This is a genomic window from Pseudescherichia vulneris NBRC 102420, assembly GCF_000759795.1.
In the GTDB taxonomy this organism is placed as follows: domain Bacteria; phylum Pseudomonadota; class Gammaproteobacteria; order Enterobacterales; family Enterobacteriaceae; genus Pseudescherichia; species Pseudescherichia vulneris.
Genome location: NZ_BBMZ01000009.1, coordinates 157,340 through 174,250, shown reverse-complemented (window position 1 = coordinate 174,250; position 16,911 = coordinate 157,340). Strand labels below are relative to the sequence as shown.

General features: G+C 55.8%; 15 protein-coding genes. 10 read left to right on the top strand and 5 right to left on the bottom strand.

The features are described from left to right. The first annotated feature begins 78 nt into the window (after positions 1-78). The 7 genes from EV102420_RS08745 to EV102420_RS08720 all read left to right on the top strand — a co-directional run bounded on the left by EV102420_RS08745 (position 79) and on the right by EV102420_RS08720 (position 6,923). Positions 79-1,620 carry a methyl-accepting chemotaxis protein gene (locus tag EV102420_RS08745; protein WP_042391022.1) on the top strand — a complete coding sequence of 514 codons (1,542 nt, stop codon included), beginning with the start codon at positions 79-81 and terminating at the stop codon, positions 1,618-1,620. Positions 1,621-1,751: 131 nt separating this feature from the next. Further along, positions 1,752-1,889 carry a stationary-phase-induced ribosome-associated protein gene (gene sra / locus EV102420_RS21270; RefSeq protein ID WP_072015219.1) on the top strand — a complete coding sequence of 46 codons (138 nt, stop codon included), beginning with the start codon at positions 1,752-1,754 and terminating at the stop codon, positions 1,887-1,889. Between the two features lie 191 nt (positions 1,890-2,080). Then, positions 2,081-3,778 carry an NAD-dependent malic enzyme gene (locus EV102420_RS08740; RefSeq protein ID WP_042391020.1) on the top strand — a complete coding sequence of 566 codons (1,698 nt, stop codon included), beginning with the start codon at positions 2,081-2,083 and terminating at the stop codon, positions 3,776-3,778. A gap of 219 nt (positions 3,779-3,997) precedes the next feature. Further along, positions 3,998-5,008, top strand: coding sequence for an alcohol dehydrogenase AdhP (gene adhP, locus EV102420_RS08735; protein ID WP_042391019.1), 1,011 nt, complete (start codon positions 3,998-4,000; stop codon positions 5,006-5,008). A 46-nt stretch (positions 5,009-5,054) separates the two neighbouring features. Beyond that, positions 5,055-5,936 (top strand): aromatic amino acid DMT transporter YddG, encoded by an 882-nt coding sequence (gene yddG, locus EV102420_RS08730; protein WP_042391018.1) that lies wholly within the window; start codon positions 5,055-5,057, stop codon positions 5,934-5,936. 64 nt (positions 5,937-6,000) lie between these two features. Then, positions 6,001-6,447, top strand: coding sequence for an Xre family toxin-antitoxin system antitoxin (locus tag EV102420_RS08725; protein ID WP_042391017.1), 447 nt, complete (start codon positions 6,001-6,003; stop codon positions 6,445-6,447). After that, a complete protein-coding gene (locus EV102420_RS08720) occupies positions 6,447-6,923 on the top strand; it encodes an RES family NAD+ phosphorylase (protein ID WP_042391015.1) in 477 nt (158 codons plus the stop codon). The genes EV102420_RS08725 and EV102420_RS08720 overlap by 1 nt, the downstream gene beginning before the upstream one ends. Before the next feature lie 9 nt (positions 6,924-6,932). Here the strand turns inward: EV102420_RS08720 and glgX are convergent, their stop codons facing one another. The 3 genes from glgX to treZ form a co-directional block, all read right to left on the bottom strand. Further along, positions 6,933-9,008: a glycogen debranching protein GlgX gene (gene glgX / locus EV102420_RS08715; protein ID WP_042391012.1), complete on the bottom strand. Its 2,076-nt coding sequence runs from the start codon at positions 9,006-9,008 to the stop codon at positions 6,933-6,935. Between the two features lie 97 nt (positions 9,009-9,105). Continuing rightward, a complete protein-coding gene (gene treY / locus EV102420_RS08710; protein WP_042391010.1) occupies positions 9,106-11,640 on the bottom strand; it encodes a malto-oligosyltrehalose synthase in 2,535 nt (844 codons plus the stop codon). Continuing rightward, the gene (treZ, locus tag EV102420_RS08705) at positions 11,637-13,424 is read right to left on the bottom strand and encodes a malto-oligosyltrehalose trehalohydrolase (protein WP_042391007.1); all 1,788 of its coding nucleotides are present in this window, start codon (positions 13,422-13,424) and stop codon (positions 11,637-11,639) included. The genes treY and treZ overlap by 4 nt, the downstream gene beginning before the upstream one ends. A gap of 344 nt (positions 13,425-13,768) precedes the next feature. On the opposite strand from treZ, the gene EV102420_RS08700 reads away from it, so the two are divergent. From EV102420_RS08700 to EV102420_RS08690, 3 genes are all read left to right on the top strand, one after another. After that, positions 13,769-14,023 (top strand): biofilm development regulator YmgB/AriR family protein, encoded by a 255-nt coding sequence (locus EV102420_RS08700; protein WP_052512339.1) that lies wholly within the window; start codon positions 13,769-13,771, stop codon positions 14,021-14,023. Between the two features lie 98 nt (positions 14,024-14,121). After that, on the top strand, positions 14,122-14,409 hold the full coding sequence (locus EV102420_RS22315) for a hypothetical protein (protein ID WP_131406005.1): 288 nt from the start codon (positions 14,122-14,124) through the stop codon (positions 14,407-14,409). Positions 14,410-14,574: 165 nt separating this feature from the next. Further along, the gene (locus EV102420_RS08690; RefSeq protein WP_042391004.1) at positions 14,575-14,787 is read left to right on the top strand and encodes a hypothetical protein; all 213 of its coding nucleotides are present in this window, start codon (positions 14,575-14,577) and stop codon (positions 14,785-14,787) included. A gap of 49 nt (positions 14,788-14,836) precedes the next feature. On the opposite strand, the gene EV102420_RS08685 is transcribed toward EV102420_RS08690, so the two are convergent. Next, positions 14,837-15,085, bottom strand: a complete 249-nt coding sequence (locus EV102420_RS08685) for a biofilm development regulator YmgB/AriR family protein (RefSeq protein ID WP_042391002.1) — start codon at positions 15,083-15,085, stop codon at positions 14,837-14,839. 145 nt (positions 15,086-15,230) lie between these two features. Continuing rightward, the gene (locus EV102420_RS08680) at positions 15,231-16,886 is read right to left on the bottom strand and encodes an ABC transporter permease (protein WP_042390999.1); all 1,656 of its coding nucleotides are present in this window, start codon (positions 16,884-16,886) and stop codon (positions 15,231-15,233) included. Positions 16,887-16,911: the final 25 nt, after the last annotated feature.

Genomic DNA, 16,911 nt, shown 5'->3' with positions numbered 1-16,911 from the left:
TAGTGGAAAATGCGCGAGCCATAAGAAAAATACAATTCCGATCTATTTATTGCCAGACGCTTGATTGTGGGGTTATTGATGAAGCGTAACACTCCCGTTACACAGAAAGAGTATTTACTTAACGACGGTACGACGCTTATGTCGACAACCGATACGCAGAGCCATATTTCCTATGCTAACTCCGCCTTTATTGCTGCCAGCGGGTTTGATGAAGCCGATCTGGCTGGCGAGCCGCACAATATTATTCGCCATCCTGACATGCCTCCCGCTGCCTTTGCCGATATGTGGTTTACCATTCAGCAGGGAGAGAGCTGGACGGGGCTGGTGAAAAACCGCCGTCGCAACGGCGATCACTACTGGGTTCGCGCCAACGTGACCCCGGTGTATCAGCGGGAAAAACTCACCGGCTACATCTCCGTCAGAAATATTCCTCACCGGGAAGAGATTGACGCGAGTGAGAAATGCTACGCGCAAATTAACAGCAATAAATTAAAAGGCTATCGCTTCTATAAAGGCGTGCTGGTGCGCCGGGGCGCGCTCTCTTTTCTCTCTCTTTTTAAATGGCTCGCTATTTCCCGGCGAATTAACCTGGCGCTGGCTATTCCCGCGTTGGTGATAGCTGCCCTGCCCTTTATTTCTCTCCCTGCGCCGGTTCAATCCGCCATGACGCTGATGCTATTTTTACTGATTGCGCTTTTTTTACAGGCGCAGGTTTCGCATCCGTTAAAATTAATCTTAACGCAAATACAAAAAGTGGTATCCGGTCGGCGCGCCGATTATTTTCAATTTAACCGCGTCGATGAGATCGGCATGCTGCTGCGCCTTGTGAATCAGTCCGGGCTGAACCTTAACTCTCTGGTTGGGGACGTTACCACCCAGCTGGACGGGATCCGCAAAATCAGCCATCGCATCTCTGAAGAGGGGGAATTGCTCCAGCAGCGTACCGAAGAGACCTCGGCGGATCTGCACCAGACGGCGGCGGCGGTGGAGGAGATTGCCAGCGCGGTGAAGCAGACGGCAGAGACCGCCGCTGAAGCGATGACGCGGGCAGATGAGACCAGCCGCAACGCAATGAACAGCGGCAATATCATGAAGCAAACCATCACCATGATGCAGTCTGTCTCCCGGGATAACCGGCAGATCGTGGATATTATCGGCGTAATCGACAGCATCGCTTTTCAGACCAACATTCTGGCGCTCAACGCCGCGGTTGAAGCCGCCCGCGCCGGGGAAGCGGGTCGGGGTTTTGCCGTGGTCGCCGCCGAGGTGCGTCATCTGGCCCAGCACTCCGCCTCCGCCGCGAAGGAGATCAAAACCCTGATTGAGCAGAACGTCGCTAACGTCAGCAGCGGCGTGAAGATGGTGGAGAACACCGAGACGCACCTGACGGCGATGATCGATAACGTGCTCCAGATGTCGACGATGATTAAAGAGATGGGTACCGCTACCCAGGAGCAGACTCAGGCGCTGTCGCTCATCAATGAATCCGTGTCGCGTATCGGCGTGATGACCCACAACAATACCGGCATGGTTGAGCGGGTGACCGACGCCGCCGGTGATCTCTCCACGCGTGCCGCACGCCTGCAACGCGCCGTTAAGGTGTTTGGTGGCGGCAATTAACGTAATTCAACGGTGCAGCACATTTTTTGTTCGCTACACGCGCTATGCTGCCTAAGCTATGGGATCACGCTTTGCCCGGCCCGCAGCTGCGGGTGGGTCCTTGAAACTATTTACAGAATTAAGGAGTTAGCATGAGAACGAATCGTCAGGCACGTCATATTTTAGGTCTGGACTACAAGCTGTCGAATCAGAGAAAGGTCGTGCGTAGCGACGACGGCAGCGAAAAAGTGGTCACCCACCGCCACGGGCGTCATCGTCGCGCCCAGTAATGCCCTCCTCGTTATCCATATCGACGTCTGCGCCACCGCCCCGGTGGCGTTTTTATTTATAAATATGTTTCAGCAAAGTAACAAGTAATTGCAATACGCATGCTTTATACTTCCCCCGCCGTACTACCTACCCCGTTTGCACGCAGGTAACCGTGCCAGCGCCGGGATTTTTTTACCCAGGAGTTTTAGAGATGTTGCTGAAGTACAAGAAAAACCGTTCGTTGTACATCCCCTATGCTGGCCCCGTGCTGCTGGAGTTTCCCCTGCTGAATAAAGGCAGCGCCTTCAGCCTGGAAGAGAGACGCAACTTTAACCTGCTCGGCCTGCTGCCTGAGGTGGTAGAAACCATTGAGGAGCAAGCTGAACGCGCCTGGTTGCAGTATCAGGGGTTCAAAACGGATATCGATAAGCACATCTATCTGCGTAACATTCAGGACACTAACGAAACCCTCTTCTATCGTCTGGTAGAAAACCATCTCGATGAGATGATGCCGGTGATCTACACCCCGACCGTCGGCTCTGCCTGCGAGCGTTTCTCTGAGATCTACCGCCGCGCGCGTGGCGTGTTTATCTCCTACGAAAACCGCCACATGATGGACGACATTCTGCAGAACGTCTCGGCGCACAATATTAAAGTGATCGTCGTTACCGACGGCGAACGTATTCTCGGTCTCGGCGATCAGGGCATCGGCGGCATGGGCATTCCTATCGGCAAGCTGTCGCTCTACACCGCCTGCGGCGGCATCAGCCCGGCGTATACCCTGCCGGTGGTGCTGGATGTCGGTACCAACAATCAGCAGCTGCTTAACGATCCGCTCTATATGGGCTGGCGTCATCCGCGTATCAGCGGCGACGAATACTATGAGTTTGTTGATGAGTTTATCCAGGCCGTGAAACAGCGCTGGCCGGACGTGCTGCTGCAGTTTGAAGACTTTGCCCAGAAAAACGCCATGCCGCTGCTTAACCGCTACCGCGACGAGATCTGCTCGTTTAACGACGATATTCAGGGGACGGCGGCCGTGACGGTGGGTACGCTTATCGCCGCCAGCCGCGCCGCAGGCAGCCAGCTGAGCAATCAGAAGATTGTTTTCCTCGGCGCAGGCTCTGCCGGATGCGGTATCGCCGAGCAGATCGTGGCCCAGACCCAGCGCGAAGGGCTGAGCGAAGCCGCCGCACGGCAAAAAGTCTATATGGTCGATCGCTTCGGCCTGCTGACCGATCAGATGCCTAACCTACTGTCGTTCCAGAGCAAGCTGGTGCAGAAGCAGGAGAATATTCAACACTGGGAGACCAGCGGCGACGCCATCTCCCTGCTGGACGTGGTGCGCAACGTTAAGCCGGATATCCTGATTGGCGTCTCGGGCCAGACCGGCCTGTTTACGGAAGAGATTATCCGGGAGATGCATAAGTACTGCCCGCGTCCGATCGTCATGCCGCTTTCGAATCCGACGTCCCGTGTCGAGGCGACGCCGCAGGATATCATCACCTGGACCGACGGCAACGCGCTGGTGGCGACCGGCAGCCCCTTCCCGCCGGTGCAGTGGAAAGATAAGGTCTACCCGATTGCCCAGTGCAACAACGCCTATATCTTCCCGGGCGTCGGGCTGGGCGTTATCGCTGCGGGTGCGTCGCGCATCACCGACGAGATGCTGATGGCCGCAAGCGAAACCCTGGCGGAACACTCCCCGCTGCGCACCAGTGATACCGGCATGGTGTTGCCGGGCCTCGATCAGATCCAGCGCGTCTCTCGCGCTATCGCTTTTGCGGTGGGTCAGGTGGCGCAGGAGGAAGGCGTGGCGGTAAGAACCTCCGCCGAGGCGCTACAGCAGGCGATCGACGATAACTTCTGGCGGCCTGAATACCGCAGCTATCGCCGAACTTCTATTTAATCAGTTGCCCGGCGGCGCTACGCTTGCCGGGCCTCCATCCCCTCACCCTCCTTAGTGCTTGCTGACGAGCCATTTGCGAATTATTCTCATAAATCATTGCAGGATGTGTCTACGCGGTTGCAACTTCTCCAGAAGTCATTAATCCTAAAGGAGTAATTTCGTTCACTTATCACGCGTTACGTTATGCACTACTCATCTGCATACCTTAAGGAGATAAAAATGAAAGCTGCTGTTGTTACGCACGATCATCAAGTAGAAATCACAGAAAAAACCTTACGCCCCCTTCGCCACGGCGAGGCGCGGTTAAAGATGGAGTGCTGTGGGGTGTGTCATACCGATCTTCACGTTAAGAACGGTGATTTCGGCGACAAAACCGGCGTCATTTTGGGCCATGAAGGAATTGGTGTGGTAGAGGAAGTCGGTCCGGGCGTCACGTCGCTTAAGCCTGGCGATCGCGCCAGCGTCGCCTGGTTCTATGAAGGCTGCGGGCATTGCGAATACTGTAACAGCGGTAACGAAACCCTCTGTCGTGAGGTCAAAAACGCGGGCTATAGCGTTGATGGTGGCATGGCCGAAGGTTGCATCGTTGTAGCAGACTACGCGGTGAAAGTGCCGGATGGTCTCGATCCCGCCGCCGCCAGCAGTATTACCTGCGCAGGCGTAACGACCTATAAGTCGATCAAGATTTCCCATATCAAACCGGGCCAGTGGATTGCGATCTACGGACTTGGCGGCCTCGGCAACCTGGCGATGCAGTATGCGAAGAACGTCTTTAACGCCAAAGTAATCGCTATCGACGTTAATGATGAGCAGCTTAGCCTGGCATCAGAGATGGGCGCCGATCTGACCATTAACTCCCGTAACGAAGATGCGGCGCAGATCATTCAGCAGAAAACCGGCGGCGCGCATGCTGCGGTGGTCACCGCCGTTGCCAAAGCAGCGTTTAACTCCGCCGTCGATGCGGTGCGGGCCGGAGGACGCGTGGTTGCCGTTGGCCTGCCGCCGGAGTCCATGAGCCTCGATATCCCGCGCCTGGTGCTGGACGGTATTCAGGTCGTCGGTTCGCTGGTAGGCACCCGTCAGGATCTGACTGAGGCCTTCCAGTTTGCCGCCGAGGGTAAAGTAGTGCCGAAAGTCGCTTCCCGTCCGCTGGAAGATATCAACGCCATCTTCCACGAAATGGAGCAAGGCAAGATCCGAGGCCGCATGGTGATCGACTTCCGCCGATAAGGTACGATGCCCTTTTCAACGACATAGACGTTATAACGGACACAGGATGACGAAGAAAAGGGCAACACTGATCGGCTTAATGGCCATTGTGCTTTGGAGCACGCTGGTGGGATTAATCCGCGGCGTCAGTGAAGGACTCGGGCCCGTGGGCGGGGCGGCAATGATCTACACCTTAAGCGGCATGCTGCTTTGGGCTACGGTTGGCTTTCCCGCCGTGCGGCGCTTTCCAATTCGTTACCTGCTGGCTGGCAGCGTCCTGTTTGTCAGCTATGAGATGTGCCTCGCCCTCTCCCTTGGCTATGCCGCCACGCGCCATCAGGCCATTGAGGTCGGGATGGTCAACTATCTCTGGCCTAGCCTGACTATTCTGTTTGCGATCCTGTTCAACAGGCAAAAAAGCAACCTGTGGATCGTGCCCGGCCTGCTGCTGTCAGTTTTAGGCGTATGCTGGGTGCTGGGGGGTGAAAATGGGCTGAACGTCGCCGATATCCGCCACAATATTATCTCTAGCCCGCTCAGCTATATTCTGGCCTTTAGCGGGGCTATCATTTGGGCCGCCTACTGCACCGTCACCAGTAAATATGCCGAGGGTCACAACGGCATCACCTTCTTTATTCTGCTTACCGCGCTTAGCCTGTGGGTGAAGTATGCCCTGAGCGAGCAGCCGCCAATGGTCTTCAGCTGGACAGTCACACTCCAGCTTCTGATGGTGGCCTTTGCCCTCGGGTTTGGCTACGCCGCGTGGAATATCGGGATCCTACATGGTCACGTGAGCGTGCTGGCGGCAGCCTCCTACTTTACGCCGGTGCTGTCGTCAGCGCTGGCGGCTATGCTGCTCAGCGCCCCGCTGGGTCTGGCTTTCTGGCAAGGGGCGCTGATGGTCTGCGGCGGCTCTCTGCTCTGCTGGTACGCCACGCGTCTGCGCTAATAAGTTGTACCACCTGTTCATTTGAACTAAAATAGATATCAAATGAACAGGAGGTGCAATAACCATGCAAGTTTATACTCCCAAAGCGGTGGCGCTTCCGCATGACTTACTCAGCACGCTGGGGCTGCCCGTAGCGGCCATTGCCGCTCATGACAGTATTAGCGCCGGGCTGGATGCGACTATTTTGCGCAGCATCACCGATGCCACTCAGCTTGATGAAGCCTTGCTATTAAGAATGGCGGGGATCGATCGCAATACCTACAGCCGGCGGCTGAATAGCGTAGAAAAGCGTTTCTCACCCGAGCAGAGCGCACGCGTCTATACCCTGGCTCGGGTTATCAGCGCGGCGCGGGAACTCTTCAACGACGATAATATCCGGCTGGCCCAGTGGCTCAATAAACCCGCTAAAGGGCTGGGTGGAAAGAAACCGGCAGAGCTTCTCTCAACCCCCGCTGGGGCGGAAGCGGTGCTAACGCTTATTGGCAGGCTTGAGCATGGCGTGCTAAGTTGATGGACACGCAGCTTTTCTGGCGACTGGTAAAGTCGCGTTACGTTGCTACCGCGTTTGATGGCTATGGAGCACGCACCTTCGGGGGGCGCTGGAACTCTCGAGGTCGAGAGTGTGTCTATCTGGGTTCATCCAAGGCGCTTTGCGTGCTTGAAACGCTGGTGCATCTGGAGATCGAAGACATAGCTGAAGGCTACAGCTTTCTGACTATAGCGATCCCAACAGAGCTGATTGCTACACTCGATCTTGATACGTTACCGAAAGATTGGCAGGCAGACCCCGCTCCGATCTCCACTCAGCAAATTGGCGATCAGTGGCTGGCCGACGTAAGCAACGGACTGCTGCTGCGCGTACCGAGCACGATTACCGGCGAGTGGAATGCGCTTTTTAATCCGGAGCATCCAGAAGCAAAAACGGCTCTGCTAAGTGTAAAAGCAGAGCCGTTTATCATCGATCCGCGCTTGGGTAAGCGCTGCTAACGCATTAACCTACGGCCTTCTGAACAGCGCGATGCTGCGCCCTTCCAGCGTAAAGTCCGTTTCGCTATCAATAACAATGCCGCGCGGTTCTGTATCAAAGGTCGTCAGCTCCAGCACCCAACCGTTCTCGCCTGGCTGCGGAATACGGAACTGCATGCTCTCTTCAAACGGGTTGAGCAGCATCAGCACGTCGTGCCAGATCCCCTCCTCGGGCTTCAAATCCGGGCGGCTGATGTAAACCACCAGCGCTGACCCCTCATGCCAGTGCTCAGGCTGCTGGGCCCCGCCTTCGGCGTTGAACCACTCGATCAGCAGGCCATCGCGCCAGCTTTCACGGCGCAGCAGCGGCTGCTCTGAACGCAGCTTAATGAGCTGGCGGGTAAACTCGCGCAGCGCTTCGCTGGAAGGCGGTAGATCGTCCCAGTGAACCCAGGAGATCTCGCTGTCCTGACAGTAGCCGTTGTTGTTACCCATCTGGCTACGGCCAAACTCATCCCCGGCCAGCAGCATCGGCGTACCATGGGAGAAGAGCAGCGTGGCGAGGAAGTTACGCTTCTGCCGCTCGCGGACCGCGTTGATACCTTCATCATCAGTGGGACCTTCCGCCCCGTAGTTGTAAGAGCGGTTATCGTTGTGGCCGTCGTTGTTATCCTCGCCGTTCTCTTCGTTGTGCTTCTCGTTATACGACACCAGATCGTTAAGCGTGAAGCCGTCATGGGCGGTGATAAAGTTAACGCTTGCCCACGGGCGACGACCGCGGATGTCGTAGAGATCGCCAGAGCCCAACAGGCGGGAGGCAAAATCCTGGGCGACGTTGTCGCCTTTCCAGTACTCACGCACCGTATCACGATATTTATCGTTCCACTCCGCCCAGCCCGGCGGGAATCCGCCCACCTGATAACCGCCCGGTCCGATATCCCAGGGTTCACCAATCAGCTTAAGTTTAGAGAGCACCGGATCCTGGGTTATGGCATCAAAGAAGCCGCCGCGCTGGTCGAAGCCTTCTGGTTCACGACCCAGAATGGTACCGAGATCGAAGCGGAAGCCGTCGATATGCATCGATTCCGCCCAGTAGCGCAGCGAGTCCATCACCATCTGCAATACGCGCGGATGCGACGTGTTAACCGTATTGCCCGTACCGGTGTCATTTATGTAGTAGCGGTGCTGATCGGGCATGGTGCGATAATAAGAGAAGTTATCGATACCCTTAAACGACAGCGTTGGACCCAGCTCGTTACCTTCCGCCGTGTGGTTGTAGACCACGTCGAGGATCACCTCGATACCTGCGTCATGGAATGCGCGCACCATGTCGCGGAAGCCCTGAATGCCTTTTGGCCCAAAGTAGCGAGAGGCTGGTGCAAAGAAGCCAAGCGTGTTGTAGCCCCAGAAGTTTTTCAGCCCGCGATCCAGCAGATGCTGATCGTCCGGGAACCAGTGGATCGGCAGCAGCTCTACCGACGTAATGCCGAGGTTTTTGATGTAGTCCACAGTCGCTTTATGGCCCATCCCCTCGAAGTTACCGCGCAGCGCCTGCGGCAGCGCCGAGTTAAGCTGGGTAAACCCCTTCACATGGGTTTCATAGATAATCGCCTGCGACCACGGAATATTGGGCCGATTGTTATCCTGCCAGTCAAACTCATTGGGGTTAACAACCCGGCACTTCGGCATAAACGGCGCGCTGTCGCGTTTATCAAAGGTCAGATCCTTATCCTCGTGCAGCATGTCGTATGCGAAATGGGCTTCGTTCCACTCCACGTCGCCTACCAGCTCACGGGCATAGGGATCGATAACCAGCTTGTTGGGGTTAAAGCGGTGACCGTTTTCCGGATCGAAAGGACCGTGCACGCGGAAACCATACAGTGTCCCCGGTTGCAGACCAGACACGTAGCCATGCCAGACTTCATGGGTGTTTTCTGGCAGGTCCATGCGGCCGATTTCATGCTTGCCGCTGGGGTCATAAAGGCAAAGCTCAACGCGCTCTGCATGCGCCGAGAAAAGGGCAAAATTGACACCCTCACCATCGTAGTTTGCGCCGAGAAGGTGATAATCCCCCGGCAGGATTTGGTAGGTATTATGGTATTTCATTCATTCTTCTCCATAGAATGTGGACTTCAAAGGGCACATTCCTTTAGGCAATAAGCAACCAGGCGCGATTAAGCGCTGCAAAAATTCAGTTGAATAATCATTCAGCAATCAAAATTTGCGGTACATCTCCGATGATATTGGTTAAATCAATCCGTTCGTCCAGGGAGAGCGTCTCTCCGCTGAGGATGTTGCGGTAGCGGCGGCCTGCCAGTGACTCAGGAAGCGCAATGGTGGTATCGGTAAACCATGCGGTTTCCGCATCGTCCGGCAGTCGCAACGCCAAACGCGGGGCGATAACAATAAGCGCGTCGCCGCCGCGGATCCGGGTACTGACCCGGGCGTAGGCAATAACGTGGTCGGCCATCTCTCCCGTTACCGCCAGCGGCAGATAGTCGCCATAACGGAACAGCGCCGGTTTTTGCTGACGCAGGCGCAGGGTTTTAGCGATCACCTGCTGCTTCAGGAAACCGCTCTGCCAGCTCTCTTCGGTGACGATAACGGGTTGGTCATCCTCAGGCAGCTGCTGGGTCAGCGTGGCAAAATCCGGCTCGCGGCGGTTATCGGGATCGACAAGGCTAAAGTTAAGCGCCTCACTGCCCTGATAGATATCCGGCACGCCTGGCGCGGTCAGCTTGATAGCGGTTTGGGTCAAACTGTTCACCAGGCCAGCACGAATAAACGGCTGGAGCGAGCTCACAAAGTCCTGTAAGAAGGCCTGGTTGTCCGGCGAAAGCAGGTGTCGAGCATAGTCGAGCATCGCTTTCTCAAACGGATCGTTATTCTCCACCCAGTCGGTACGCAGCTTGGCTTCCCGCAGCGCTTTTTCAACGAAGTCAAGGAAGCGATCTTCCAGCGCCTTCAGCCCTTCCGCATCGTCGGGCTGCAGCGTCACGGGCCATACGCCCGCCAGCGCCTGGTACAGCATCCACTTCCCGGCGGGTTTCGGTGCCGGGCCATCTTCAAGTTCAACCACTTTATGCTGATTGATCTCCCGCCAGCGGCCGACGCATACCGCCCAGCGCGACGGCGCTTCCGTCAGCGTATAGAGGCGAGCACGCGTATCTTCCCCGCGTTTAGTATCGTGGGTCGAGGTGCTGGACAGCGCATCAGGCTGCTTCTCTAGCCGGGTTTTCATCTCAGCGTGGAAACGATCCAGAGAGAACATGCGCGGCAACGGTTCGGCACCCACCTCATTCAGCGCCAGGCCCATGTTCTGGCGGAAGAAGAGCGTGTCTTCTACGGATTTTGCCATCAGCGGGCCGGTGAGCTGTTGGAAGCGGGTGCGGAACAGCGAGGCCTTATCCGATACCGCATTCGAAAGCGAGCCCGCAAGAATTTGGGTAATAAAGTCGAGCGCCTCGGGATCCGGTGCATTTTCGCTGGCTTTAACCTTGGTCACCACCTTATGCAGCAGCTCCGCGTCGGCAGCTGGCAGGCCCTCTTGTGTACCGTAGGTACGATAGACCGGGAAGGCCACAAGCAGCTCGCGTAACGCGGCATGCATTGTCGCTTGCTCGGTAGCGAACCCCTCTGATTCGGCAAGGCCAAGCGCCAGCTTCAGCAGGGTGGTAAATTCACCCTCGAAGTTGCGGTCAACCATCAGCAGCTTGGCTGCACGCAGTTCGGCCCGCATATCCACTTGCCTTTCCATGGTCTTGTCGTAGGCTTTGCGCAGCGCGGCGAGCCGATCGTCATCCACCAGAGCGTCAGAGAGCGCGGCAATAAATTCGTACCCGGTGGTGCCGGATACCGGCCAGTCGTCCGGCAGATGCTCGCCCTTGCCGAGGATCTTCTCAACGGTCAGGTAGCAGTCGGCTCCGGCCTCCTGGCGCAGGCGTCTCAGGTAACCTTTTGGATCGGCAAGGCCGTCTACGTGATCGACCCGCAGGCCGTCTACCGCCCCGCTGCGCACTAAATCAAGGATCAGGCGGTGGCTATCGTCAAAGACGGCGTCATCTTCAACGCGAACCCCGACAAGGCCGGTAATTTCGAAAAAGCGACGATACGAGAGATCGCGCGGCGCATCTCGCCACGTCATCAGTCGATAAGGCTGTTGTTCGTGCAGCGCAATAAGCTCTGCTTTATCCGTAAGCTGCAATACCTCCTCTTCCCGCCCCTGATAGCTCTCCGGGCAAAGCGGATAGAAGCTCTCAAAGTAGGCGAAGGCAGGTTTGCCTGTTTTAGGATCGGCCTGCAGGCGAATATCACCCTTCTCCAGCTCGGCCTCAAAGGTATCTCCGAGGAACGGCAGGGTCAGACGACGCGACCAGTCGATATCAAAATAGCGGGCGTAGCGGCTCTGTTCACCGTGTTCAATGACGTCGCGCCACCAGGCGTTCTCCAGCGAGGCCGCCATGTGGTTCGGAACGATATCCAGAATCAGGCCGAGGCCTGCCTCTTTCAGGGCGGCTACCATACGGTCAAAGCCCTCTCGGCCGCCAATGGCTGGCTCGATCTCGTTAGCATCCGTGACGTCATAGCCATGCGTCGAGTCGGCGGTGGCGGTAAAGATCGGGGAGGCATAAAGGTGGCTGATGCCCAGCTGCTGCAAATAAGGCACAAGGGCAGCGGCGCGGTCAAAGGTCATGCCGTTACGAAATTGGATACGGTAAGTCGCGGTTGGGATCTTCACTTTGCTTCTCCTGATGCAAGGCGAACAACAATTGAGTTCTGCGGCAGTTCATCTGCCGCCTTCGGCCAGGCAAAAATGGTTTCGCCAGGTAATTCCGGCAGCGTCTGATGACGCTCGCCAATATTTAACGCCAGCGAGAGCGTTCCCTGTGGGAACGTCCAGCTTACGGCAAGGTATCCTTCATCTGTTTGAACTACCCGGCCAGAATTGCCCCCGGCGGTCGCCAACAGCGGCACGATCCGCTGCTGGCGCAGGCGCAGCAGCGCGCGGGTCAGCTCCAGCCAGGCGCGCCCTTCGTGGCTTTCAAGTTTGTTCCAGTCCAGCTTCGATTGCATAAAGGTGCTCTCGGCGTTGGGATCGGGCACGCTGTCACCGTCGTAGCCATCATGACCGGCGAACTCTTTCGCTCGCCCCTCACGTACGGCTTTGGCGAGATCGCCATGGAAATCGGTAAAGAACAGGAACGGTTTGTTCTCTCCATACTCCTCGCCCATAAACAGCAGCGGGATATGGGGAGACAACAGCAGCGCGGCAAGCAGCACCTTGGTACGCTCGATGCCAGCGAGAGAGATCAGCCTCTCGCCGTGCGCCCGGTTGCCTGTCTGATCGTGGTTCTGGAGAAAGTCAACGAACGCCACCGGCGGCTGCCCGGTGCTGTCTACGCCGCGAGCCTCTCCTGAATGAGGAGAAACCTCTCCCTGATAGGCAAACCCCTCCGCCAGCGCACGCGCGACCTGTTTTTCCGGCCGATCGGCGAAATCCTGATAGTAGGCGTGGGTTTCGCCGGTAGCAAACACGTGTACTGCATTATGGAAATCATCGTTCCATTCGCCGCTGAACAGCGGCGTCGAACCGGCTTCATCACGTGGATGCAGGAAAATGACGTTCCGGCAATCTTCCGTCGTCAGGTGTGCAGGTCGATCGGTAATCTCAGCCCGAATGCGCTCGGCAATCTCTATCAGGACATGCTTCTCAGCGCTGTCATCGATCTGATCGATGGCATCGAAGCGCAATCCGTCGAGGTTAAACTCTTTCAGCCAGTAGAGCGGCGCTTCGGCAATATAGCGACGTGCTGCATCCACGTCATAGGCAATGCCCGGCCCCCACGGCGTCATGCGCTCCTTGTGGAAGAACTCTGGCGACAGCAGCGGCAGATAGTTACCCTCAGGGCCGAAGTGATTCAGCACAATGTCGAGCACAACCGAGATGCCGTAGCCGTGAGCGGCATCGACAAAGGCTTTGAAATCGTCCGGCGTACCGTAAGCCGAGTGCGGCGCGTAGAGCAGCACGCCGTCATAGCCCCAGCCCCGGTTGCCGCCAAACTGCGATACGGGCAGGATCTCAATGGCGCTAATCCCGATATCAGCCAAATAAGGCAGCTTCTCGATGGCGGCCCTAAACGTCCCTTCAGGGGTAAAGGTGCCGACATGCAGCTCGTAAAAGACGGTCTCTTCCCACGGACGCCCTTGCCACTGCGTGTTTTGCCAGCGGTAGCTCTCTGGATCGATCACCAGCGAAGGGCCATTAACATCGGCTTTTTGCCCTCGGGACGCCGGGTCCGGCAACGTGGTTCCATCGGCGAGAACATAGTGATATTCCGCACCAGGGGAGATATCGGTAGTGGAAAATTCAAACCAGCCTTCACCGGCCGGGTTCATCTTAAACTCCTTGCCTGAGAGCCTGAGCGTAACGCTCTCCTGACCGCTCGCCCACACACGAAAACGCACTGTGTCAGCGGCCACGAACTCGGCCCCCCAGCTTTTAAGAAAAGATCTGGACTCCATGCAGATACCTCAATAAACAAACGCAGACGTGACGAAAGGGTGTAAAACGGTGTTCGGGTAGTGACCTCTCCTGACCGTGTGTAAATAAAATCATAGCCTATGCTGCAAAGAGTGAGATGTAGTTCTACTTAAGGAAGATTTAATCACAGCCCCAAAGAGGATATATCCTATTTTAATAAAGGGGTTACGCTTAACCCCTTATATAAGTAAGGTAAAAATTTATTACTTTTCTTTTCTTTTACCGTTTCTTATCGATATTATTAGGCAACAAAATAAACTAGCTGAATGGGTTGGACAAAATTCAATCAGCGAAAATATGATTCAACCTGGTTCGGAAACGCAACATGTGCGAGAAAGATGTAAAAGCTACACAGGGTAACGATGTCAATACGGGCGTGTGTGTAGCGATGCAGAATATTCCTTCACGGGAAGAGACGCTGGGAGATATCGTCATCGCTCTGTTGCGTGCTGGTCAAATTATCAGCAGAAGGACGATCTGTTTGAAACTGGTTGCACGCATTGAGGCTGAAACCCATCCTGTCATGCAAGCGCATCTCAGCGAGTTAATGCGCATAATCCTGCGCAATAATCCGTTCTGATAGGCTAACCGCGTAATATACCTGTCAATCTCGGGTATAAGCGTGCATACTGCTAGAATGATATGAAGTCCAGCGCCAAATAAATACTGAGAGGCTCAATGAGCAAAAATGATAAGGAAAGGCTGGTAGATAAAGTGATGGGTGAAGCCGTCATGTCGCTTCTTGAGGCTGATGACAACGTCTCTTTCGAAGCGCTCCTCGGTCAGTTGCAGGAGAGTCTGCATGATGAAAATGACCATGGCAGACGTGAAGCTTTCCGTACGGCCATCAACGGTGTACATCAGTTCAGAATGCTTCCCGACAGCGGTTCCAGCCCTTCCCGATCCTTAAAGCTTCACAGACGCGACGCTGTTCTTAGTCACCCTACTACTGTTTATAAACACTAGCCTCAGTCAGTAATACCTGTTTGATCGGTACGGTTAACAGGTTTTTTGCTGTTTTTACCCTTCTAATCAGACTTGCTTTAAGCATGTTCCCCCAAATGCTCTCTGTGAATTTGATCTTGGCTACCAGGCCTGGAAGACAAACCCCTTTCTGCATTGAGAGTGCAATTGAACGAAGATGAACATGTTTTGCTTGAAAATATTCAAGAGATCATTGGTGAGGCGGCGACCTGGCTAATGAATTCACGTCTGCCGGTAAATGCGGACAATCTTATGATGGTGCTACGCGCCCGTAGTGTGATGGTAAAAGAGAAACAGCAGCTCCGCATTCTGGAAAGCTGCATTCGCTACCTCAGGGCCCGTCTGGTAAAACCTTTATAAGCCAACGCCCCGTATCCTGACAAAGCGATACGGGGCGTTTTAAATACCATTATAAATCGTCTGGTGTTTTCTGGACGATAAGCTCAAGCGCGTTGCGATAAACATCGAGCTTGATCACATCATCCTCTGTTTCAAGCAGCCTAATCAGGGCCAGGATGAGATTCTTATTATTCACCTCAATCCGGTTACTTTTGAGATTCTGAGCGAGTCCTCTAATGAGAGTACGTTCGGCTTCAAAAGCCTGACTACCCTGATCGAACCAAGTGTTGAGCGTGTCTTCAGTTGTTGCGCTGTGCATCAATATGCCTTTAATTTTAAGTTACTGGTCTCTCAAGGTATTGAGAGAAAATCATTACCGCGATAAACGTAGACGGCAATGCTTTCCTCCGCAATAGTCACTCTTGCGATTGGCGATAAATTAAACAATCCTGCGCGATTTTAAATCAGCCTCGCCCTTTACGCTGCATGATTGCCAGTGCGGTAAGCATAAGAAGCAGCCCGGCGAGCAGCGTTAATGTCGCCATGGCCATCCCCTGCCCAACCGATCCCTGCTCAAACTGTCGCCAGATAAACACCGCCACGGTTTGAGTTCCCGCTGGTGAGAGCAACAGCGACGTGACCAGCTCACGTGAGGCGATGGCAAACACCATTAGCATCGCGGCCAGCATGGCGGGAAAGACCAGCGGCATGACGATAAAGCGCAGCGCCTGTAGCGCGCTTGCGCCATGAACCCGCGCTGCCGGCTCCAGATTGCCGCCCAGCTGGCGTAGCGCGCTGGTGATATAGCGCACCGGCCAGGGCATCAGCAGGCAGCAGTATGAGAGCAGCAGGATCGCCCAGGTATTGTAGGGCGAGACCGGCCAGAAGGTGCGGTTCCACAGCAGTATCAGTCCTACGCCAACGACGATGCCCGGCAGCGCTGCAGGCAAGAGCGACAGCGCATCCAGCACGCTGCGGCCTTTTATCTGCCTGACCACAACCAGCCACGAAATCAGTAGCCCCAGTAGACCGGTGATCAGCGATGCTCCCAGCGCCAGCGACAGGCTGGTGCCCAACGCCGAAAGCGCATCCCCCTGCTGGGAGAAGAGCGCTAAATAGTGCTGAGGCGTCACGTTATTCCAGGCCAGCCCGTCCGACAGCGTCGACATCACACCGGTCACCGCCATAGACAACCCCGGCAGCCCGACCGCCACAAAACCGGTTAAGGCCATCACCATTACCACCGGAACGGCGGCGATACCCAGCGTGGCCCCCATGTTCTCCGTTGGCTTACCGGTCACGCTAGTGACCTCTTTATCCCCCACCAGGCGGCGCTGTAACCACCATCCGGTTAAGGCAATGACGATCAGCACCATGGAAAGCAGTGACGCGCCGGGCAGATCGATGGGCCAGTCGGCGAGTTTCTTCTCGATACCTACCGTCATCATCACTACCCCAGAACGCGATCCCAGCGCCGCCGGGACGCCATACTCCTCAATGGCCAGGGTAAAGGCTAAAAGCATCCCCGCTGCCAGCGCGGGCGCAACCATCGGCAGCGTGATATGCCAAAACGCTCGCCACGCCGTTGCACCATGGACCCGCGCAACCAGCGCCAGCCGTTGTCCGCTGGCGAGCAGGCTGCGGGATACAGCAAAATAGACCACTGGAAAGATATTCAGGGTCATGACCAGCACAATACCGCTGCGGCTGAAAAGCAGATCGTTAAGATCGATACCGGTTAGCTGGTCCAGATAACCGTTGGTCTGTAAAACCAGCATCCAGGAGAGCGCGGCAATATAGGGCGGCGTCAGAAACGGGATGAGAAAGATAAGATCCCACAGTCTGGGCACGGGAAGATTGAACAAACCGCGCATAACGCCGAGCGGCAGACCAATCAGCGCGCTCAACAGCGCGACGCCTGCGGCAATCCACAGTGTTCCACCCAGCATGGCGGGCAGCTGCGGATCCTGAAACTGCGGCGCAATGCCCGTAAACGCTCCGCTCAGCGAGTCTGCGCTGAACTGCGGAAAAATGGCCTGCAGGATAATAAACAGCAACGGCAGCGCGACCAGGATCGCCAGCAGCGCCACGGTAGTGAGGGTAATTAATTTCTGTTTCACAACGGCTATCCTGAAAGCGGGGTTG